The following is a 22,825-nucleotide window of genomic DNA, read 5'->3' on the forward strand; positions in this document are numbered from 1 at the left end:
ATCACGCACCCCTTTCATTATCAGGTGCCTGATTTTTAAGTATTTTGTCGCTTCTTTCTATTTCTTCTTTTACATTGTGTTTTAAATGATATTCATCATTGTCTAAAATTAACTGGACACCTTTTTTATTTATTTTTGAGATAATAAGAGGAGCTTTTAAATTGACTGTTATATTGTCTGGATCGCCCTGAGGAATGGTCATAATTGCAAATATCTGAGCATCTTCTGGTTTGGAAATCTCGAGATATTCAACCATGTCTTTTGGTAAATCAAATGTGTAATCCACACGTACAAGTACCGGATCAATTACAGGGAATGAAATAGCTTCATCTTCAAGTGATAAAAGCCATTGTATAGGGAATGTATCTTTTGAAAAGTGTATATAAAACTTTTTGAGGTTTTCAAATCCGGGAATTCCAAATTCAAATGTAATTACATCTTCATCTGCAATTTCCAATTCTCCAAATCTTGTATTGTATTTTTTCTTTTTTTCAGTGAATTTTGAAACTTCTTTTATCTGCCTTTCAAGCATTTTCTGGCTTAATAATATCTCATCATTAACGCTATGTTTTACTGAAAGATTTTCATCGTCTAATATATACTGTAAACCTTTATTTGTTTTTTTGGATATTACCAGAGGAGCTTTTAAATTTACAGTTGCATTTTCAGGATTTTCCTGAGGTATAGTCATAATGGCAAATAATGCAGCATCTTCTGGTGAGTCTATTCCAAGTGTTTTTACAACATTTTCAGGAATCTTTGCAACATAATCAACCTTTATTAATTTTGGATCTATAATAGGAAATGCAACAAGTTCATCTTCCAGTGATAATAGCCACATTATTGGATAAGTATCCTCTGCAGTTAATATAACGAATTTTTTTAAATTTTCAAATCCAGGAATACCTTTATCAAAAACTATTACTTCGCTATCATCTACTTCAATTTCTCCTATACGTGTTTTATACATTTTTAATGCCACTTTGTCTTTCCCCCTTATCTAATGAAATCCACAAGGGATTGTGGAAGTATTTGTGCTGTAGTTTTTAATGCTGCCTGTAATATATTTTGTTCTAAAGTAAAATCACTAAATGCTTTTGTCATATCTGTTCCAATAAGTTCATTTATTATATCTGTATTGTTATCAACAACTCTTTCAAACCTTTTTTCCATTGATTCGAGCATGTTATCGGTACTACCAACTCTTGCAAGGTTTGCATTTACTTTGTTTAATATTTCATCAAGAGATCCAAGATCTCTTTCTATATTTTCATCGCTATTTTTATCGGCATTTTCAACAGAGTCAATTAATCTGTCTAAAATTCCAAATACCGTTTCGCCTGAATCTGTTCTAAAAACATCATAAACGGTGACTCCGTATTCTATTTCCACATGTTCTAATGGAAGTTTTGCACGAACATTTGCTTCTCGTGGAGTATTTATAATAATTTTATTGTTATCTTTTCTTACTGGAGGTAAATCTGTTTTAGCTCCACCAAAGATATATTTTCCATTAATTTGTGTATTTGCGATTTTATATAAATGATCCTTTAATTGCTTTAATTCTTCAGCTATATGCTGCCTATCTTCCAGTGTTTGAGTATCATTTGCAGCTTTTACAGTTAATTCTTTTATTCTATGATTGACATCCTGCATTTCCTGTAAAGCAGTGTCATAATAGACAAGTACTGAACGTGTATTTTTTATATTGTTTATGTATTCATTTAATACTCTGTTTCTTCCCATAAGATAACTGCTTTTTCCAGCTGCCACAGGATCATCAGAAGGTTTTCTTACCCTTTTTCCAGTGGAAAGCTGCTCACTTAATTCTTCTCTTTTAAGCATAGAATTCCTTATATCGTTTAAAGCTCTGTTAGCTATCATTGATTGAGTTATTCTCATATTAACTCACCTCTTTTCTATCGCATAAGCCCGTTGATAATTCTGTCTAACATATTGTCCACAACATTGATAACTTTGGCAGCGGCATTAAATGCCTGTTGATATTTTATAAGATTTGTCATTTCTTCATCAAGCGACACGCCCTTTACGCTTTCTCTTTGATTATAAAATTCCGTTTTTAAACTATCACTATTTATTTCCATTCTTTTTGCTTTTTCTCCTGAAATACCAACATCAGTAATTATATCTGAAAGATAATCTTCAAAATCATGGCGTCCATCTGATAATAATTTTGTAGATTTAAGCAAATAACCATCTTCCCATAATGTCGATGAATGTTCCCCGGAAGGTATAATGCTGTCAATATCTCCGTCATAATCTGTATCCACCATTTTTCCAAGGTCCATTGCAAGCATATCCGGGTTATTAAGTAGATAATCCTTTACACTTAGATTTTTTGCAACGCTGGTATCATCTGATAAAATAAATTTAGATGTATATTTTAATCTTTCTGCTAAATCTGATATATCCATAGTTTTATCAATTAATGAAAAATGTTCCGAATATGGTTGTGATGGATCATCGTGTTTCCATAATCCTAATAATTCAAACAATCTCTCAGGTCCTTTTATTTCTACATTTTTTAAATCATAATTTAAAGTTTTATCTGCTTTAAGCGCAAGTCTTCCTCCTGGAGTGTAAAAAGCGATAAGTCCGGTATTTGTTTCGTTGATTTTATTAACCAATGAATCAAGAGTATCTCTATGAAAATCAATTTGGACCTTTTTCCCCTGAATGGACATAAATGCGCCAAAATCAAGGAAGTCCATTCTCCATTTAAGGTCATCATCTGATTTTAAGGTTAATTTAGCGGCAGTTGTATTTGCTGCCCAACCCTGTGAAACGATTTTTCTTGCAGCAGAGTCTTCATCATAATAAAAGTTTTCTATTTTTATTGTATCTGTTCCAATATTTATTTGTATGCTATCTACATTTGCCCAGCTGAAAGTCGAACCATCAGCGCCAGGTAATATTTCAAATTCATCTCCATTTTGCACAATTTGAAATTCATTATTTGTACCAATTGTTGAACCATTTAATGCCCCTTTTGTAATACTTCCAGAATAAGAAGGGGTGGAGTCTTTATAATTTATTGTAAAACTAACAGTATCTGAATTTGAATATTTTGATAAATCAATGCTTTTTGTTTTATATGCATATAATCCAAGAGCATTTTTTAATGAGTTTTCCGAAGTGTCTAAAACAGATAAATTTACATTTGATGAATTCATTTCATGTAACATTCCATTTGGATCGTCTATTACAACGTTATTCATATCTGAATATGCAGAGCTTGTAGGTACTACATATAATTCTCCATTTCTTACAAAAGCTCTTACAAGTTTTAATCCTCCGTCTTTTGTTCCGTCACCATCAGCATCTGTGTTAATTCTATTTGCTATATCATTTAAAGATGTAACTCCATCAAGATTTAAGGTTTCTGTATAATTTCCCGGACCTTTAAATGTCATAATTCCCTGCATTTCCTGAGGAGGAATTTTTGTCCATTTTAAAGCGTTTATATCCTTACTTGGAATTCCCAATTGTTTAAAGAGATTTCTATTAAAGTCTATTATTAGACGATCACTAAAAGCTGAACCACCTTCATTTGCAAAGGTAAGCAATCCTCCATTTTGAGCGCTGTATTTATAATTAAAATTGGCTCTGAATTTTGAACCGGTATTTAATGTATCAAGAGAGTTTCCAGAATTTATTGTTGCTACATAATCAGAAGTATCTTCAAAGCCATCTTCCACACTTATTAACTCTGCAGAACCAAGATCAAAATTAACTTTTATGTCATCTATTGTATTTTGATTAAATTTTAAATAGCTATCTATATAGTTTTTAGGTTGTCCACTTAACATTATATTTCCAGCAATTCTTCTTAATTTATCTGTGGCAAGATTACCTTCTGGTATTTCATTAAAGAAGTTCATTCCTCTAATTGTTCCTGTTAAATCGTATCCTTCTTCGTGAATTAAATTTAACGTGTCATAAAATGTTGCAGCCAATTCATCTAATCTACTTAATTGATCGTTTAAAACATTATCTCTTAATTCGAAGGTGGCTCCTAATGCCCCATCTTTTATTTCCAATAGTCCACTATTAATATATACATAGTTTTTTCCGTCAATATTTTTTACGCTCATTTTTGTGTAATATTCACCATTTAGTATTTCATAATTTTTGAGCATTATGCTAATTTGACCGTCATTTTTTTCTTTTACGGTAAATCCAAATTTTTCAGAGAGATCATCTAATATGGCATCTCTTTTGTCCATTAAATCATTGGCAGTCATACCAACAGAAGTTAATTCTTTAATCTGTTTGTTTAATCCGGAAATTTCTGCTAATTTTGAATTTATATCCTTTACCATTGATTCTATATCAGAATTCAGGTTATCTTTTACTCCTTCAATATCAACATATAGACTCTTTAAATTTTTAGCTAAATTTTGAGCCTTGTATATTAATTCCCTTTTATTTTCAGGAACTGTTGGTTCAGATAAAATTTTATGGATAGAACCCCAGAATTCATCAAAAGACTTTCTTATTCCGTCTTCTGATGGTTCGTTATAAAGTGATTGCACATAATTTAAATTGGAATTCATTGTTTTCCAATATCCATATTCACTGTTATATTTTCTATATTGAACATCAAGAAATTTATCTCTTACCCTTTTTATGGATTCAATCTTTGAACCGGTTCCAAGTTCAAGACCACCCTGGGTTACTGTAACATTGGTGGTAATATTTATTTCTCTTCTGGAGTATTCTGGATTATTGGCATTTGCAATATTTTGAGATATTGCATTCATAGCTGTTTTGTTTGTAAATATCCCAGACATTCCTGTGTGAAGCGTTCCGAATAATGACATTTAAATCACCTCAACCCTGCCAGTTAATTTTATTGGACTGCCCCACATTTTTATATATTCCGTTTTTGTTATATGTAGGAGCAGGTTTTGCAGGTTCCATAAATAGCTTTATTAATATATCGTTGTATTCCATTTTTGCCTTTAATAATTCCTTTAATACTTCAGAAATCGTTGAAACATCAACTAATTTATCTTTTAGATCTAAAAGTATGTCTGTCATTTCATTATCTTCTTTAAAATATTCAATAAAATCATCTAAAGAGTCTTTAATACCTTTTTCTTTAGCAAAATTGTCAAATAATAAAATCCTCTCCTTTTCAACTTTTGAAAGCTGGAGAGCCAATTTGCTAATTTGGGAAATATCCCTGTTTAATTTTTCAATCTTTTCGCTTTTTAAAATTTTGTCCTTTAAACTTTCCATATAATAAAAAATATCCACGAGGATAGACAACTCCTCGTGGATTATTTTCTTTATATCAATATCCTGATGCATTTTAGAAACCTCCAAGAAGTTTTTCTGCAATCTTGTCAGCATCTATTTTGTATAGTCCTTGGTCTATGGCCTCTTTCATCTCCTCCACGAGGTTCTCCCTGATATCAGGGATTTCATTTTTGGCCATTTCTATATATTTTTTAGAAGAACCGTCAACTGACAACTTTACAGGAGCTGTATCCTGATTAATTATTCTATTTGAATTATGGTTTTTCCCAACCTTTTCATTTTTTAATGATTCATTTTTTACATATTGCTGATAAGCTCCGCCTAATCTGTTTATATCCATAATTACACCTCCAGTAACGGTTCGGTTCGAATCCCGGTCATACTATATATCGTCTAAAATGCATCGGATATTAATGTCTTATAGATATTCCCATTTTTTCAAATAAATTTATAGTTTTTTCTGCTATTCTATTTATTTCATCGTCTGTTAAGGTTCTATCTTTAGCTCTATATGTAACAGTTATTGTGATGCTTGTTTTGCCTTCTTCTATATTTTTTCCTTTATATACGTCAAAAACCTTTATTTCTTCTACAAGTTTTTTTCCTGCTTTTAAAATAGCGTCTTTTATTTCATAGAAGGTTATTTTATCATCAACCAGTAATGAGTAATCTCTTCTCATCGAAGGATATTCAGCATTTACAACAGAATACTTTCTTGTTCCAGAATATAACTCAAATAATTTTTCAATATCTATTTCTGCTATGAATACAGGTTGATTTATGCTATACACATTTTCAGCAATTTCATTTTCTATTTTTCCAAAGAAACCAATTTCTTCTTTACCAGAATAAATTTTTGCGCTTTGCGCAAAGGATAATCCTTCAATATTTTCTCTTTTATATTCTACATCAATATTTAAATAATCGAATAAATTATCTAAAGTGCCTTTAAATGTATAGAATGAAACATTTCTTTTATCTGTGTAGTCATATGGATTTTCTTCACCAACAGCGACAAAGGCCAGTTTTTCTATTTCTTTTACAGAGGTTTCTGATTTTTCGTCATTTAAAAATGTTTTTCCAATTTCAAATAATTTAATATTTCTACTCTGATTTCTAAAGTTATATGATGCAGATTCAAGAATTCCGTATACAAGTAAAGGTCTCATTGTACCTAATTCTGATGAAATAGGATTTTCAAGGAATACTTCTCCTTTTTTTAACCACATTCTTGAATTGTCCATAAAAGCAAAAGTGAAAGCTTCGTTATAACCATTTAATCTCATTAACTCAGAAAGTTTTTCCCTGAATTTAATGTATTTTGAAATACCTCCTACAAGGTTATGGGAAGGCAATACAGAAGGTATATTATGATAACCATAAATTCTTCCAATTTCTTCTACAAGATCTATTTCTTCAAAAATATCAGGTCTTCTTGTAGGAACAGTAACTTCATATCCGTTTTCTTTCTTTTCAAATATAAAATCGAGTTTTGATAAAGAGTTTTCTATATCATTTTCTGAAATTTCAATTCCCAATCTGTTTGAAACATAAGAAGATCTTACAAAGATTTTCTTTGGTTCTATATATTCTAGATATGCATCTGTCATAGGACCACTGATTTTTCCATTTGCCAGTTCTTTAATTAAGTAGGCTAAACGTCCCATTACAAATTCTGTATCATTTGGGTCAACGCCTCTTTCAAATCTATATGATGAATCTGTTGAGATTTTATGATATCTTGCGCTTTTTCTGATATTTACAGGATCAAAATAAGCTACTTCCAATAATACTCTTTTTGTATTTTCGTTTATGCCTGATTCTTCTCCACCCATAATTCCACCAAGTGCAAGGAATTTATTGCCATCTGTAATTAAGGTTTCTGTTCCGTTTAATTCGTATTCATTTCCGTCTAATAATAATACTTTTTCACCTGCAACAGCTTTTTTTACAACAATTTCGTTTCCAATTAGATCAAGATCAAAAGCATGAACAGGATGTCCAGTTTCGAGCAATACATAATTTGTGATATCTACAATATTATTTATACTTCTTATTCCAGCAGTAGCTAGTCTCTTTACAAGCCATGAAGGTGAAGGTTTTACTTCAACATCTTCTATAACTAAAGCTGCATATCTTTTACAACCTTCATATTCGATTTTAACAGGAAATCCGTTACCTTTTTCAATTTTTTCAATTAAAGGTAATTTTAAATTTTCTGCTGCATCTATAACTATAAATTCCCTTGCTACACCTAAATAGGATAAGAGATCAGGCCTGTTTGGGAATATCTCTATATCAATTATATCATCTTTTAATTTTAAATATTCAATAAAATCTGTTCCCGGTGCAACTTCCTCAGGAATTCTATAGACAAATTCTGATTTTTCTTCAAGTCCAAGCTCTTCAAGAGAACATAGCATTCCTTCTGAAAGAATTCCTCTCATTTTTCTCGCCTTTATTTTAAAGTTTCCATGTAATACAGCACCATCAACTGCAACTGGTACAAGGTCATTAACCTTTACCGATTTATCAGCAGTTAAGATTTGTAAATATTTATCTCCGACATTGATTTTACATATTATGATTCTATCTGCATCAGGATGATCCGTTATTTCTTCAACACGGCCTACAATTACACCTTTTAGATTTCTGCCGGAATATTCCACACCTTCCACATTAGTTGAATGTTTTTTTATTTTATCAATAAGTGTTCCAGTATCAACCTTTAAATCTATATAATCTGAGATCCAATTTCTTGATATATTCACCAGAATTCCTCCTTTAAAGCCCTAAAAATCTCATATCGTTCCTATAAAATTCTCTCATATCTGAAATTCCATATTTTAACATAGCTATTCTTTCTATTCCTGTTCCAAAAGCAAATCCCTGCCATTTTTCTGGATCGTATCCAACATTTTTCAACACATTTGGATGAACAAGACCTGCACCGAGTATTTCTATCCAACCAGTCCCTTTACATACATTACAACCTTTTCCGCCACAGAACATACAATCAACATCAACTTCATAACCCGGTTCAACAAATGGGAAATAACTTGGTCTTAATAATACCTTTCTTGAACCGCCAAAATACATAGTTAAAAATTGTTCAAGAGTTGCCTTTAAATGACCAACAGTTACATTTTTATCTATATATAAACCTTCAAATTGATTAAAAGCAGGTGAATGTGTGGCATCTGGTTCGTCTTTTCTATAAACTCTTCCAGGTGAGATAATAGCCAATGGAGGTTCGGTGTTTAACATAGTACGAACCTGAACAGGTGATGTGTGTGTTCTTAATATTATATTATCCTTTCCTTCAATATAAAATGTATCCTGCATATCTCTTGCTGGATGCCATTCTGGTGTATTTAATGCATCAAAGTTATGCCATGTTGTTTCAATTTCTGGACCTTCAACAATTTTATATCCCATACTTGAAAATATTTCATATACATCTCTTATTGTTTGTTTTAATATATGTTCATACCCAATTTTTCTTTTAGCACCTGGTAAGGTTATATCAACCCAACTTTTCTTTTCTTCCATTTCCTTTAAGTGTTGTTTAACCTTTTCCAGACCTTCCTCAAGTATTGCTTCTGCCTCTTTTTTTAAGTTATTTACAAAGGCACCAAATTCCTTTCTCTTTTCAGGTTCGATTTTTCCAATTTCTTTCATTAATTTTGAGATTTCGCCTTTTTTACCGACATATTTTGATTTTAGAACCTGAAATTCTTGAATATTTTTAATTTTATCAATTTCCCCTTTTAGTGGTTCAATAATCCTTTCTCTTATATCATTCAATGTGCTTTTCCTCCTTACTAATAATTAATTTTCTATTTTTTTTAGAATTTTTTCTATATCCTGAAATTCAATATCAAAAATGTTATCAATAATTTTTTCAATAACATCATTATCGGCGTAATCCAATTTATAGATTATAGATTCGATTTTATTTCCAAATTTTTTCAATAATAATTTTTTAGCTATCTCTCTTCTACTCTCTTCTTTACCTTCTTTTCTACCTTCTTTTCTACCTTCTTCCAAACCTTCTCTTCTACCTTCTTCTAAACCTTCTATTTTAGCTTTTTCTTTACTTTCTTTTATTGCTTCCTCAACAGTTCTTACAAAATTTTCAAACATATAATTCACCTCCTTAATTTCCTCAAATTCTATATCCGTGTCTATTATCTTTTCTCGTTTTACCAATACTTTTATTATTCCGTTTATGTATTCACCAAACTTTTCTTTTTCATTTTCTGGTAGTTTTTCAAGTACTTCTTTTATTTCTTTTAAGGATTTTGATATTTCCTCTTTATCCAATTTTTCTACAGCTAATAATAAGCTTAATGCATTTTTGGCTTTTAATAAGTCTTTTTCTTCTATTTGACTTAAATCTATTATTTCATATTTAAATTGTGGTACATATACGCTAAATTCTTCCCAGTTAATTATTTTTCTCATAAACCAATTTTCTGCTGTCCATCGTCTTTTTCCGTTATAGAATACTACTGGTATTATTGGCGGTAACTTGAAACTTTTCCTTTTAGATTGTTCTTTATTTTCGTTTATATATTTTTTCCATATTCTTACCATATATTCAAGTATTCTAAATTGCATTAAATAATCTACACTTGATTGATGTTCTATTATTAAATATAGAAATAATTCATTTTCTTCATATTTTATTTTAAACAATAAATCACTTTCTCTATCTCCATATTTTAAATCTGTGAATTTTGTTTTTTCTATTGTTATATTTTCAGGTTGTATGTCGTAATTTTTTAGTTTTTTTACAAATAGGTTTATAAATTCAACTAACATCTCTTTATCGGAAAATATTTCCTTGAATAGTTGATCATAATATCCCATTTGCATCCCCCTTATTAAGTTTGTTGTTTGGCTTATTATTTGTTTTTATTATTTGAAAATAGTTTAGAGATATATTTATAACAAGAGCAACAATTAAAATTGCTGTCAAAGCTTTAATGTTTGGATTATAAAATTCAAAGAAATATAGGCTATTATACACAGCTACATAGATAATTAAATTTAAGAAAGATTTGTTAGAAATTGTGGTTAATAATATTGCTACAAATGCCATCACAATATATAATAGAAAGAGATTTAAGTCATTTCTGAGTATAAAAAGTATTCCAATGTAACTAAAAGTAATAGCGATAAATATAAGAAACCTTTTTAGAATTTCTGGATAATAATGTAATAACAATAATCTTAGATTATTTTTGTTGAAAAAGGAAAATATGTATCCACTCAATGAAATAAACACAAATATTATTATTCCCAGTATTTTAATATATCGATTATATATATCTGGTGGTTTTAATAATGGAGAATCTATAAAATATGGTTTTACAATTGTATTTTTCTTCAACGATGCATCGTATAAAAAAACCTTTATATCTTTAAAAATATTATCAAAATATCTGGTATTTTTGGGAATATATATTTTCATAATATTATCTTCCAGGCTTAAAACTGCCTTTGCTTTTTTGGGAAATGTTTTTGTATATTTTAAATTTTTACTTTCAATAGGCAAAGAACCATAATACAAATATGGTTCTTTTTGGAATATGTGATCAAATATCATATTCGACAGTAGCATGATTCCAGTAAAAGATAATAGCATAATTATAAAAGTAACCCATTCTTTTTTTAAATGCATATTTATATTCGCCCCTCAGAAATGCTTCTTTTCTTTAAAATGCCCAGAGCAAAATTATTATTTATTTCTTCAAAATTTTCAAAGATTTCGCCGGAAATTATATCTTCAAATAACAGCTTTTCATTAAATTCCAAAGAAGTTCCAGATTCATCAATAGCTTTATTACATATTGCTTCTATTGCTAATTTAGAATCTGTAATAACTAGTACACTTAGATCATTTTTTTCTTCAAAAAAGTTTTTTAAGGCAATTAATTGTTTAATTTCAATATCTATTTCATTTAATACTAAAACTATAATCTTTCTAAATTTTGTTTTATTTTTTAATATTTTTATAAAATCTGTTGTGTTCCATAATTCTTTTGAAATAATATGAAAAATTCTATGGCTAAAAAAAGAAAGATTTTCAGCATCTATTCCTTCTAAAAGATATTCTTCGGTATATTTTTTTGGAGAAATAATTATCTTAAATAATTTTTCAAAGAGAAAAGAGGGATTTTTTGTCAAAATCCCTAACCTTTCTCCTGTATTTAATTCTATATCAGGAAATTCTATAGATGTATTTGAAATTTTTAATAAAAGTTCTTCCATTTATCATTCCTCATACTATTTTATTATTTGTTTTTTAATTTTAAATATTCTTCCCAGTCTTTTGAAAATCTTTCTATACCTCTATCTGTTAATGGATGCATAAAAAGTTTTTCTAAAACACTAAATGGTATTGTAGCAACATCGCATCCCATCTTTGCAACTTCAACAACATGATATGGGTGTCTTACACTTGCGGCAATAACTTCAGTTTCAAAGCCATAATTATAGAAAATCTGTAAAATTTCTTCTATTAATTCAAGTCCCTGGTTTCCAATATCATCAACTCTACCTATAAACGGACTTACATATGTAGCACCGGCTTTTGCGGCTAATAGAGCCTGTAAAGGACTAAAGACAAGAGTAACATTTGTCTTTATTCCTTCGGAAGAGAGAGTTTTTACAGCTTTTATTCCATCTTTTGTCATGGGAATTTTTATAACAACATGTTCACTTATTTTAGCTAATTCCCTTGCTTCTTTTACCATATTTTCATAGTCCATTGATACAACCTCAGCACTTACCGGTCCCTGAACAACATCACAAATTTCCTTTACTCTTGTTTCAAAATCAATATTTCCTTCTTTTGCAACAAGTGTTGGATTTGTGGTTACTCCATCAATAATGCCCCAATCCTTTGCTATTTTAATCTGTTCAATATTTGCAGTATCCAGAAAAATCTTCATATTGCCACCTCCGCAATAGTTTGTATATATTTATTATATCACAAATATAAGGGTTCGCAAATGCGAACCCTTATATTTTATAGTATTAAAATTATTTTTCTTTTGCAACAACTAATCTTATATTTCTAATCCATAAATCAGCGTTTAATGTTTTAGAATGAGAGCTTCCAAAAGTCCAGAAAATAACTCTTAAATATTTAATCTGTTTTTTATATGCAAGATCATTAACATTAAATTTTACTCTAAAATCAGTAGAATTTTTTAAAGGCATTGGGTTAATCCATAAGTATTCTTTAAACGGATAATCTGAAGAACTCCACACAAAAGCAATTTTATCAAGAGTATTTTTGTTTTCATCTAAAAATGCAAAAATAATCCCTGCAACGCTATAAGCTTTTTGATCAAGATTTTTTCCTTTTGTGACCAATCCTGCAATTTCTGCATAAAATTCTACATGTGTATCTTCGCAATAAGGTAACTCAAAATCTTTATATAAATTATTTTCAGAAAAACCATTTTTATGGATTCTATACCATACCGTGTTATTTAAAGAAGATAATTCATTTTTATTTTCATCTTCTCTTCTTCCGCCAATTTTCCATAATGAATAATCTTTTGGCATGAAGAATTTAAATTCATGATAAATGGTTTTTAAATTCATATTTGCAGATTCTGGAACAATATTTCCATTTACAGTTATATCTCCTTTTTTTACAGCTTGTTTTGCCATATCGTTTCCATTTACAAGATAATATTGATTTAACAGCTCTTTTACATTATCATCGATAACTATGATTCTTTTATCAGAAAAACCTGTTAAATCATTTTCTGGCGATACAACGGTAACTTCATATTGATTTGATGAATCCAGTAAAGAGCCTCTAAAAACAGTATTTCCAATAACATAATATGTTTCTGGAAATACCATAGTTCCTAATAAAATCAGAACAACAAACAGAAATCCTTTCCTCATAATATCCTCCTCCTTGAAAGATATAATTAAATAATATTTTCCCGAATTATATATCGGCGGATTTTTTTAATACTTTTAATTTTAAAAATACGAAATTTGATGTTATAATAATAAGGAAAAATATTGAGTAGGTGATACAGATGAAAAAGACTCTTGTATTTAGCAATCATTCAGACGAAATGCGCGTAGCACTACTTGAAAATGAAAAATTAATGGAAATCTTTTTTGAAGATCTGGAAGTTGGAAAATTAACAGGAAAAATATTTTACGGAAGAATAGAAAATGTTGTTCCGGCTCTTGAATCCTTTTTTGTAAATATTGGAGCGAAAAAAAACGGTTTTCTGCGATTTAAAGATACAACTATAGATCCTGATACATTAAGAAGAGGATCATTTATAATTGTGCAGGTAAAAAAAGATGGCGATGTCAGAAAAGGGCCACAGCTTACCATGCACATTAATATTCCCGGAAAGTATATGGTATATATGCCATTTGGCGAAAATAGCATAGGAATTTCAAAAAAAATTATGTCATTATCCGAAAAAGATAGACTGAGGGAAATTGGGGAAATGTTAATAGAAAACGAAGAAGAAGGTATAATCTTTAGAACGAACAGCGAAAATGTTGATTTTGAAAGTTTAAAAGAAGAATTTTTTCAATTAAAGGAAATCTGGGAGAATATAAAGGAAAAAGCTAAAAATTCAAATAAACCGGCACTTTTATATGAAGACGAAAATTTTGTTGATTATATATTAAGGGAACGATTTGATCATTCGGTAAATGAGATTATAACAGATGATAAAGAGCTTTTTAAGAGATTTAATAAAGAGATAAAGGAAATAAATGAAAATGTGAAAATAAGAAAAGTCGATATAGATGCATTTTCATGGACTAATGTATATGAACAGATGGACGATATGTTTGCAAGGAAAATAGAACTTCCAGGTGGAGGGGTTATAACAATAGATAAAACAGAGGCGCTTACTGTTTTTGATATAGATTCTGCAGGTAATGTGCTTGGAGAAAATGTTGAAGACACTTCATACAAAACAAATTTAGAAGCAACTGTTGAAATTGCAAGACAATTAAGGCTGAGAAATATAGCGGGAATTATATTAATAGATTTTATAGATATGAAAGATGCAAAACATAAAGAAGAAATAATAAATCTTTTTAGAGAAGAATCAAAAAAAGATAAAGCGAAAATATCAATTTCTGGATTTACAAAATTAGGGTTATTGGAATTATCAAGAAAAAGAACAACTCCTTCAATTGATGCTTTGTTATTTACACAATGTCCAATTTGTCAGGGGACAGGAAAAATAGCATCGCCAAGGATTGTTTTTAGAAGGGTTATAAAAGAGTTAGAAGAATCTTTGGAGGACTTAAAGAGAGGGCATAATATTAAAGAAGTATATACAAGTGTATATCATAATCTTTCAGGTTATTTCACCAAAGAGAAGAAAAAAGAAATAGAAGAAAAATTTGATGTAAAATTAGATCTTGATTTCAATTGGCCCGATCCTAATTCATATAATATAAGATATAGAAAGTAAAAGAGGGATGTATATGAGAATCCATTACCAGATACAGGAACAGATGTTTTCTGTATATGAAATGAAAAGAAAGGCAGATGTTTTAATTGTTGGGGGTGTGGAGATAGTTATAAAATCTGATTTAACGCTTCCACATATTGAATTAGCTGTTGATGGAATAGGAACGAGAATAGCCACTCATTTAAGAAAAATAGGAATAAGTCCTGTGTTATTTGATTATATTGGCAATGATGAATTTAATGAATTAATAAATAGCTATTTTGAAAAAAAGGAGATATTATTTTTCTGGTCAAGACAGCCATATGGAACCAGAAGAATTTTAAAGCTATATGGTGATGGGTTCAATAAAGTCTATAAAGATTATAGAAACATAGAAAATATTGACTATACATTTATATTAAACAATCTTTCAGAAATAATAAATGAAGTAAAAAGCGTATATATTATTTTAAGCAACTGGAATACAAAATTAATAAGGAATCTAAAATTATTGGGCAAATTTATCTTTTTGGATTTTGAAGAAACAATAAATTTCCCTGAAGATTCTGAAATATTTGGAGATTTCATCTTTATAAATGAAGAACTGGAATTGAAAAATGTAAAATATCTATATAAAATAACATTTATGAAAAATGGAAATATTGTTTTTGAATTTGATGACATAAAAGAAGAAATAATACCTTTTTCTGAAAAAAAAGAGTATATTTTTGAAGCAAAATCTGCATTTAAAAGTATAATTATTAATTCATTGTTAGATGGGAAAAATTTAAAAGATTCACTACTTCTTGGAAATATAGCCTATTCATATGCTGTTGAAAATAAAGGAAAACAAATATCAAGAAACTTATTATATGAAGAATTTTATAAAAGAAAAGATGGAAATGGTTGAACCATTTCCATCTTTTTATTTTTTGAAGAACTTTATAATTTCATCAGCAACCTTTTCCTTTTCAATATCATTAGTAACAACATGAGGACTTTCTTCTAATACCACTGTTTCTATAACCTTTGAAGAGATTTTATTTTTTATAGTACTGGCTACACTCATTGGTACAGCTTTATCCTTTTTTGAAACAATAATTAATGTATCGCTTTTTACACTCATAAGCCTACGCTTTGCCATTTTTTGTAAGAAATATAAATCAGCAGCTTTTGGAGGACAATCATAGCTCCAATATTCTTTAGCAATTTTATTTAATCCTTCTTCTTCAAAATGCTCAACCTTTTTTCTTTTTATTTTTTTTGTAAAGAATTTTAATACGGGGGTGAATTTTAATCTCCAATCGCTCGCTTCTATGGCAGGTGCTGCAAGTGCAATCTTTTCAGGATTAAATTTAGATGCAAGTATTAATGTTAATACTCCTCCCATAGAAAGTCCGGTGATGTAAACCTTTTCATACTTTGAATTCAATTCGATATATGCATCAGTAACCCTTCTTAACCAGTCTTTCCATGAAGTACTTAAAAAATCTTCAAAATTTGTTCCGTGGCCTGGTAATCTTGGTACATATACAGTAAATCCTTCCTCATTTAGTCTATGAGCAAGATAATACATTTCATGTGGAGTGCCAGTATATCCGTGTATAATTAAAACAGCAGTTTTTCCACCTTCTAAAAACAAAGGTTGAGAATTTTCATAAAGTATATGGGAATTTTCTGGAATATTATCAAAAAACATAATATCACTCTCCTTTGATTATCTGATTTTATTATATCACAGAATATTTTATAAAATTTATTAAAGTCCCCAGAAAAAATGACGAAATATAATATGAAGACATATAAAACAACGAAAATATCAGTTTTTAGACTTAATTAAAAAATTTTTTAAAGAAAAACTAAAGTAAAAAAAATTTCCGACGAAATATATTGTGAACACAAATTGAGATGAAAATAAAAAATTAAATAAATTTCACACGGAGGTGGAATTATGAGAATTTATCACAACATTGAGGCTTTAAACACATGGAGGACTATGAGTAATGTAAAAGCTGACATGAGTAAATCATTGGAAAAGTTATCATCTGGTTTAAGAATCAACAGAGCAGCAGATGATGCAGCAGGATTGGCAATCTCTGAAAAGATGAGAAACCAGATAAAGGGTTTAGATACAGCAATTAGAAACGCACAGGATGCCATTTCAATGATTCAAACAGCAGAAGGTGGATTGGACGAAGTTCATTCAATTCTTAAGAGAATGAGAGAACTAGCAGTACAGGCATCAACAGATACAAACACAGATGCAGATAGGGTACAGCTACAGAATGAATTTACAGAATTAAGAGACGAAATCAATAGAATAGCAAAAACAACACAGTTCAACACAAAGAATTTATTAGATGGATCATTAAGAGGAACAAGAAATGCAGATGCAAAGATAGTAAATCCAGGTTCAGCACATTTTGCAGTAGGGGCATATTCTTCAGGAATTACAGCAGATGCTAATTTTGTAATGGAAGTTGGACAATTTACTGGTAATGCAGATTCTGAATTAGAAGTGAGAATTTGGAGAGTAGATTCAAACGGTAAAACAATGGTTACTACAAAAACAGTTACTGCTGGTTCTGCAAACGTAACAGTTGCCGGTGGAACAGCTAACGTTCAGATTACCTGGGATACAACCCAGATTGCAAGAATTGAGGATTATGGTGGAACATTAGCAACAGGAACAAAGGTAGATGGTGGAGCAGTTGCTGTATACGGTAAGGTTTCCTCAGATGTAGATCCGTTAAATTACCATATAGGTGCAAATGAAGGTCAAACAATAACAATTGGATTTGAAAGTATGAAAGCTGATGATATAGGAATTACAACTCAAATAAAGATTGATTCACAAAAAGATGCAGAATTTGCAATAAGTGCTATAGATGCTTCAATATATAAAGTATCAGCATTCAGGGCAAAACTTGGTGCAGCTCAAAACAGACTTGAACATACAATTAAGAACTTAGGAGTAGCATCAGAAAACTTAACAGCAGCAGAATCACGTATCAGAGACGCAGATGTTGCAAAGGTAATGGCAGAGTACACAAGGCAGCAGATCTTGTTGCAGAGTGGAACAGCAATGTTATCACAGGCAAATCAATTACCACAACAGGCTTTACAATTATTGAGATAATAAATAATATAATTTCGGGCGGAATCTTTCGCCCGATTTTCTGCATAGACTAAAGTTTTATATATTACCGTCGATTAATAATTTAGGGAGGATTCCCAAATCAAAACATTTCACACGGAGGTGGAATTATGAGAATTTATCACAACATGGAGGCATTAAACGCCTGGAGAACATTGAGTAATGTAAAGACAAACATGGGAAAATCATTGGAAAAGCTATCATCTGGTTTAAGAATTAACAGAGCAGCAGATGATGCAGCAGGATTGGCAATCTCTGAAAAGATGAGAAACCAGATAAAAGGTTTAGACACAGCAGTAAGAAATGCACAGGATGCTATCTCAATGATCCAAACAGCAGAAGGTGGATTGGACGAAGTTCATTCAATTCTTAAGAGAATGAGAGAACTAGCAGTACAGGCATCAACAGATACAAACACAGATGCAGATAGGGTACAGCTACAGAATGAATTTACAGAATTAAGAGACGAAATTAACAGAATAGCAAAAACAACACAGTTTAACACAAAGAATTTATTAGATGGTTCATTAAAGGCAACAAGAAATGCAGATGCAAAGATAGTAAATCCAGGTTCAGCACATTTTGCAGTAGGGGCATATTCTTCAGGAATTACAGCAGATGCTAATTTTGTAATGGAAGTTGGACAATTTACTGGTAATGCAGATTCTGAATTAGAAGTAAGAATTTGGAGAGTAGATTCAAACGGTAAAACAATGGTTACTACAAAAACAGTTACTGCTGGTTCTGCAAACGTAACAGTTGCCGGTGGAACAGCTAACGTTCAGATTACCTGGGATACAACCCAGATTGCAAGAATTGAGGATTATGGTGGAACATTAGCAACAGGAACAAAGGTAGATGGTGGAGCAGTTGCTGTATACGGTAAGGTTTCCTCAGATGTAGATCCGTTAAATTACCATATAGGTGCAAATGAAGGTCAAACAATAACAATTGGATTTGAAAGTATGAAAGCAGATGATATAGGAATTACAACTCAAATAAAGATTGATTCACAAAAAGATGCAGAATTTGCAATAAGTGCTATAGATGCTGCAGTATATAAAGTATCGGCATTCAGGGCAAAACTTGGTGCAGCTCAAAACAGACTTGAACATACAATTAAGAACTTAGGAGTAGCATCAGAAAACTTAACAGCAGCAGAATCACGTATCAGAGACGCAGATGTTGCAAAGGTAATGGCAGATTATACAAGACAGCAGATCTTGTTACAGAGTGGAACAGCAATGTTATCACAGGCAAATCAGTTACCACAACAGGCTTTACAATTATTGAGATAATAATATTTAATTTAATAATTCAATCCAGGCGTAATAAAAGGGCGAAGGGATTCGCCCTTTTTCTTTTTATATAATAAAAATAAAAAAACCCTCCAATAGGAGGGTTTTTGTAATAAATATCAATATACCTTTGATTTTTTGATCCAGTTAATAACAATAGGACTTGCAATGTAAAGTGATGAATATGTACCAACTATAACACCTATTGCAAGACCAAATGCAAATGGAGCAATTGCCTTTCCGCCCCAGAGAAGAATTGGCAATACAACAAGGAATGTTGTAATAGATGTATTTAATGATCTAACAATAACTTCGTTTATACTAATATTAACTATTTCTTCTATATCTTTTTTACCTCTTAATTTCTTCATATTTTCTCTGATTTTATCATATACAACAATAGTATCGTTTAATGAATAACCTGCAAGTGTTAGGAATGCTGCAATGGCTGCTACATTAATTTCAATGCCGAATAATGAATAAAAACCAAGAGTAATTATTATATCATGTGCAAGAGCAATAATAGCACCTACACCAAATGAGAATTTAAATCTTAATGTGATGTAAGCCAATAATAATACTAAAGAAATAATAACAGCATACCATGCATATGACTTAATTTCTTCTGCAGCATAACCTGAAACATCGTTGAATTCAAGAAAATCTATTGTTATGCCTTTTTCTTTAAATGAATTTTTCATTGTTTTTATTAAGTTTTCCTTTAATGCTGTGGAACCTGATAATGATTCTTTTAAAACAATTGAATATTGAAATAAACTTGCATTTTCAACATTTAGGTTTTTGAGTTTTACTATCTTTGCTGTTGCATAGTTAGAATTTATATCTGTTAATACATTTCTTATTTCATCTATTTTTAATTCTTTGTCAGCTGAAATAACAAATTCTGTTCCACCGGCAAAATCAACACCGAGATTAAAACCTTTTGTAAATACAAAAATTAAACTTGCCAATATTAATAATAGAGAGAGCGTTATAAATAGTTTTCTTTTTCCAACGAAATCAATCATTAGTTTCCCTCCTTTACAGCCGTTTTCTGGTACTTCTTCACGTTGATTAGATGACTTGTTGTTTCAAGAATAGACCTTGATACAACGAGGTTTGTAAACATACTACCAAGAACACCAATAATTAAAGTAATAGCAAATCCTCTTACTGTACCAGTTGCAAAGTAGTATAATACAACACCGGCTAATACTGTGGTTAAGTTAGCATCAAATAATGTCCAGAAAGCCTTATCAAAACCAAATCTAACGGCTGTTAGAGGAGGTCTTCCGTGTCTTAATTCTTCTTTAATTCTTTCATAAATAATAACATTACCATCAACTGTTGTACCAAAAGTTAAGATAATACCAGCAAGACCAGGTAATGTAAGAATTGCGTGTGTTCCGGCTAAAACACCGAGTAATAATACAGAGTTGAATATTAAAGCAATATCTGCAACTACACCCATCCAACCATAGAATACAATCATATAAACCATAACAACTGCAAGTCCTAATAAACCTGCTTTTACTATTGTTTCAACAACATCTTTACCCAATGTTGGTCCAGTTGTTCTTTCCTGGAATTTAACAAGATCTACAGGAAGATTTCCAGCTTTAATTAAAGCAGCAACATTTCTTGCTTCGTCAATAGTCTGAATTCCTTCAATAACAGCAGAACTGCTTGTTATTTTCTGGTTAACAACTGGAGCAATTATAACTCTGTTATCAAGAATAATAGCCAATCTTTTTCCTACGAGATTACCTGTAATTAATTCGAATTTTTTGCTTCCCTGTGAACTGAATTTTAAGTTAACAAGAAAACCTTTTTCTCTTGTGTTGATATCTGCATTTGCATCAACAACATCTGTTCCTGTAAATTCAAATGGTTCTTTACCAAATGTAAATATCTTCTGTACTTTATACCATGTTGTTTCATCATACATATCTCTTACATAATCATATAAAGGTTCATCTTTTCCATTTATGGTTACATATCTATTTCTTCTAATTTCAGGTTTTGCATCTGAGGTTTGAACATCAATAACTTCGGCAAAATATAATTTACCTCTACTACCAATTAATTTTTCTGCTGTTTCTATGTCTGTAATACCGGGGATTTCCACCCTAACCCTTATTTTGTTTCCACTAACAACTTTTGAAACAACTGCTTCTGTATATCCAGCTGCATCCAATCTTTTTCTTAATACGAGGATAACGTTGTCAATAATTTCGTTAGGATCTGTTCCTTCATCCAGCTTCATATCATATTCAAGCATACTTCCGCCTTTAATATCAAGCCCGAGCTTGATATTTGAAAAATACTTTAAAATACCTTCTTCGCTGTTGTTAGTGCCTGTTGGCCAGAAAAACATCAATAAAGCTGCTACAAAAACAAGTACTGAAACGGTTACTCTAACTTTGTGTGCTTTCAAGAAAATCTACCCCCTTGACTATTTTTTGCTGTTTTCTTTATTATCTTCTTTGTTGGATTTTGATAAAACTGCTACTACAGAATTTTTTGTAATATCAAGTTCTGTTCTATCTGCAGTTCTAATTCTTATGAAATCGTTGTTTATGTTTACAATTTTACCAATGATACCTGATTGTGTAAGGATTTTATCATCCTTTTTTAACTTTGAGATCATTTCTTTGTGTTTCTTTTCCTGTTTTTTCTGTGGCATTATAATTAAGAAATACATTAAACCAAACATAAGTAATAATGGGAATAGTAACCCCCAAATACTTCCTGTTTGCGCTGTTGTTGCGGTTTGTGGAGCCGCAGCTGCTTCTGGTGGACCAAATAATAAAATTTCTTTTATGCTATTAAAATTCATGAAAACTTCACCTCCGATATATTTTTTCTACAATATTATAACACAGAATTATGATTTCTGAAAATTTTTGTGGTATAATTCTACCAGGATTTCTTAAAAAAATATAGAAAAATTTAATGACGAAAAAATTAAGGGGGTTGATTATTATGGAACTTTTAAAAGAATTAGAAAAGGTTATTGAAAATCTCGCAGAAAAATATAAAAAGGTAAAAGAAGAAAAAGAAGCCTTAAAAAAGGAAAATGATGAATTATATGCTGAATATGAAAAATTATCAAGAGAAAGAGATGAATTGAAATCACAACTTGAAGAATTAAAAAGAAAAGAAGAAGAAACAGAAAAGTATATTCAGGAAATTAATTATAAGTTAAAGGAAATTATTGGTGATGAAGTGGAAGAGGTTGTAAATGAGGTTGTTGAAGAAACTGTTGAAAATCCTTCTGCAGAATCTCACGAAAATCAGGGATATGAAGAACAGAAATGGTAAAATTTTAGGCGGTGACATTTGTGGGAGATAAGAGGCTGAAAAAAATACATTTTGATTTCCTTGGACAAACATATGAATTTCTTACTGATGAACCGGAAGAAATTGTAAATGAAATTCTTGATAATATAAAAAAAGATGTTGAAAATATATACAGTCAAGCAAGCAATATGGAGCCTGTGCACATATTGCTTTACCTGCTATTAAATGAGCATCTTGAAAAGATAGAATTAAAGAAAGGATTAAAAAAATTAATTTCCAAAGCCTCTGATGTCTCCCGCAAAAAGGAATAA

22 protein-coding genes are annotated in these 22,825 nt (G+C 30.4%); 6 read left to right on the forward strand and 16 right to left on the reverse strand.

Going from position 1 to position 22,825, the window contains the following annotated elements; translation table 11 throughout:
* Position 1: 1 nt before the first annotated feature.
* The 12 genes from fliW to MARPI_RS08870 all read right to left on the reverse strand — a co-directional run bounded on the left by fliW (position 2) and on the right by MARPI_RS08870 (position 13,221).
* Complete coding sequence (gene fliW, locus MARPI_RS11200) at positions 2 to 982, reverse strand: flagellar assembly protein FliW (RefSeq protein ID WP_014297243.1); 981 nt, start codon at positions 980 to 982, stop codon at positions 2 to 4.
* 14 nt (positions 983 to 996) lie between these two features.
* Entirely contained in the window at positions 997 to 1,902 is a 906-nt protein-coding gene (gene flgL, locus MARPI_RS08820) for a flagellar hook-associated protein FlgL (protein ID WP_014297244.1), read from the reverse strand.
* Between the two features lie 17 nt (positions 1,903 to 1,919).
* A complete protein-coding gene (gene flgK / locus MARPI_RS08825; RefSeq protein ID WP_014297245.1) occupies positions 1,920 to 4,844 on the reverse strand; it encodes a flagellar hook-associated protein FlgK in 2,925 nt (974 codons plus the stop codon).
* A 10-nt stretch (positions 4,845 to 4,854) separates the two neighbouring features.
* A complete protein-coding gene (gene flgN / locus MARPI_RS08830; RefSeq protein WP_014297246.1) occupies positions 4,855 to 5,337 on the reverse strand; it encodes a flagellar export chaperone FlgN in 483 nt (160 codons plus the stop codon).
* Between the two features lies 1 nt (position 5,338).
* Entirely contained in the window at positions 5,339 to 5,626 is a 288-nt protein-coding gene (gene flgM, locus MARPI_RS10825; RefSeq protein WP_014297247.1) for a flagellar biosynthesis anti-sigma factor FlgM, read from the reverse strand.
* Positions 5,627 to 5,696: 70 nt separating this feature from the next.
* Complete coding sequence (gene pheT, locus MARPI_RS08840; protein WP_014297248.1) at positions 5,697 to 8,057, reverse strand: phenylalanine--tRNA ligase subunit beta; 2,361 nt, start codon at positions 8,055 to 8,057, stop codon at positions 5,697 to 5,699.
* 13 nt (positions 8,058 to 8,070) lie between these two features.
* A complete protein-coding gene (locus MARPI_RS08845) occupies positions 8,071 to 9,093 on the reverse strand; it encodes a phenylalanine--tRNA ligase subunit alpha (protein WP_014297249.1) in 1,023 nt (340 codons plus the stop codon).
* 24 nt (positions 9,094 to 9,117) lie between these two features.
* Entirely contained in the window at positions 9,118 to 10,161 is a 1,044-nt protein-coding gene (locus MARPI_RS08850) for an Rpn family recombination-promoting nuclease/putative transposase (protein WP_014297250.1), read from the reverse strand.
* A complete protein-coding gene (locus MARPI_RS08855) occupies positions 10,148 to 10,975 on the reverse strand; it encodes a hypothetical protein (RefSeq protein ID WP_014297251.1) in 828 nt (275 codons plus the stop codon). The genes MARPI_RS08850 and MARPI_RS08855 overlap by 14 nt, the downstream gene beginning before the upstream one ends.
* Before the next feature lie 2 nt (positions 10,976 to 10,977).
* The gene (locus tag MARPI_RS08860) at positions 10,978 to 11,565 is read right to left on the reverse strand and encodes a hypothetical protein (RefSeq protein WP_014297252.1); all 588 of its coding nucleotides are present in this window, start codon (positions 11,563 to 11,565) and stop codon (positions 10,978 to 10,980) included.
* A 23-nt stretch (positions 11,566 to 11,588) separates the two neighbouring features.
* Positions 11,589 to 12,248 (reverse strand): fructose-6-phosphate aldolase, encoded by a 660-nt coding sequence (fsa, locus tag MARPI_RS08865; protein ID WP_014297253.1) that lies wholly within the window; start codon positions 12,246 to 12,248, stop codon positions 11,589 to 11,591.
* A 91-nt stretch (positions 12,249 to 12,339) separates the two neighbouring features.
* On the reverse strand, positions 12,340 to 13,221 hold the full coding sequence (locus MARPI_RS08870; protein ID WP_014297254.1) for a hypothetical protein: 882 nt from the start codon (positions 13,219 to 13,221) through the stop codon (positions 12,340 to 12,342).
* 140 nt (positions 13,222 to 13,361) lie between these two features.
* Here MARPI_RS08870 and MARPI_RS08875 point away from each other — a divergent pair, with 140 nt between their 5' ends.
* Positions 13,362 to 14,777 carry an Rne/Rng family ribonuclease gene (locus MARPI_RS08875; RefSeq protein WP_014297255.1) on the forward strand — a complete coding sequence of 472 codons (1,416 nt, stop codon included), beginning with the start codon at positions 13,362 to 13,364 and terminating at the stop codon, positions 14,775 to 14,777.
* Positions 14,778 to 14,790: 13 nt separating this feature from the next.
* A complete protein-coding gene (locus tag MARPI_RS08880; protein ID WP_014297256.1) occupies positions 14,791 to 15,666 on the forward strand; it encodes a hypothetical protein in 876 nt (291 codons plus the stop codon).
* Positions 15,667 to 15,681: 15 nt separating this feature from the next.
* On the opposite strand, the gene MARPI_RS08885 is transcribed toward MARPI_RS08880, so the two are convergent.
* The gene (locus tag MARPI_RS08885) at positions 15,682 to 16,455 is read right to left on the reverse strand and encodes an alpha/beta hydrolase (RefSeq protein ID WP_014297257.1); all 774 of its coding nucleotides are present in this window, start codon (positions 16,453 to 16,455) and stop codon (positions 15,682 to 15,684) included.
* 252 nt (positions 16,456 to 16,707) lie between these two features.
* On the opposite strand from MARPI_RS08885, the gene MARPI_RS08890 reads away from it, so the two are divergent.
* On the forward strand, positions 16,708 to 17,895 hold the full coding sequence (locus MARPI_RS08890) for a flagellin N-terminal helical domain-containing protein (RefSeq protein ID WP_014297258.1): 1,188 nt from the start codon (positions 16,708 to 16,710) through the stop codon (positions 17,893 to 17,895).
* Positions 17,896 to 18,023: 128 nt separating this feature from the next.
* Positions 18,024 to 19,211, forward strand: coding sequence for a flagellin N-terminal helical domain-containing protein (locus tag MARPI_RS08895; protein WP_014297259.1), 1,188 nt, complete (start codon positions 18,024 to 18,026; stop codon positions 19,209 to 19,211).
* A 119-nt stretch (positions 19,212 to 19,330) separates the two neighbouring features.
* Here MARPI_RS08895 and secF read toward each other — a convergent pair whose 3' ends face one another.
* From secF to yajC, 3 genes are read right to left on the reverse strand one after another with little or no spacing between them, the layout of a single operon-like run.
* Entirely contained in the window at positions 19,331 to 20,239 is a 909-nt protein-coding gene (secF, locus tag MARPI_RS08900) for a protein translocase subunit SecF (RefSeq protein WP_014297260.1), read from the reverse strand.
* Complete coding sequence (secD, locus tag MARPI_RS08905; RefSeq protein ID WP_014297261.1) at positions 20,239 to 21,648, reverse strand: protein translocase subunit SecD; 1,410 nt, start codon at positions 21,646 to 21,648, stop codon at positions 20,239 to 20,241. Before secD ends, secF begins: the two co-directional genes overlap by 1 nt.
* 18 nt (positions 21,649 to 21,666) lie before the next feature.
* Entirely contained in the window at positions 21,667 to 22,050 is a 384-nt protein-coding gene (yajC, locus tag MARPI_RS08910; RefSeq protein WP_014297262.1) for a preprotein translocase subunit YajC, read from the reverse strand.
* A 146-nt stretch (positions 22,051 to 22,196) separates the two neighbouring features.
* On the opposite strand from yajC, the gene MARPI_RS08915 reads away from it, so the two are divergent.
* Together MARPI_RS08915 and MARPI_RS08920 are read left to right on the forward strand one after the other, a co-directional pair.
* Positions 22,197 to 22,535 (forward strand): hypothetical protein, encoded by a 339-nt coding sequence (locus tag MARPI_RS08915; RefSeq protein WP_014297263.1) that lies wholly within the window; start codon positions 22,197 to 22,199, stop codon positions 22,533 to 22,535.
* A 20-nt stretch (positions 22,536 to 22,555) separates the two neighbouring features.
* On the forward strand, positions 22,556 to 22,825 hold the full coding sequence (locus MARPI_RS08920; protein WP_014297264.1) for a hypothetical protein: 270 nt from the start codon (positions 22,556 to 22,558) through the stop codon (positions 22,823 to 22,825).

This window comes from Marinitoga piezophila KA3 (genome assembly GCF_000255135.1).
GTDB classification, from domain to species: domain Bacteria; phylum Thermotogota; class Thermotogae; order Petrotogales; family Petrotogaceae; genus Marinitoga; species Marinitoga piezophila.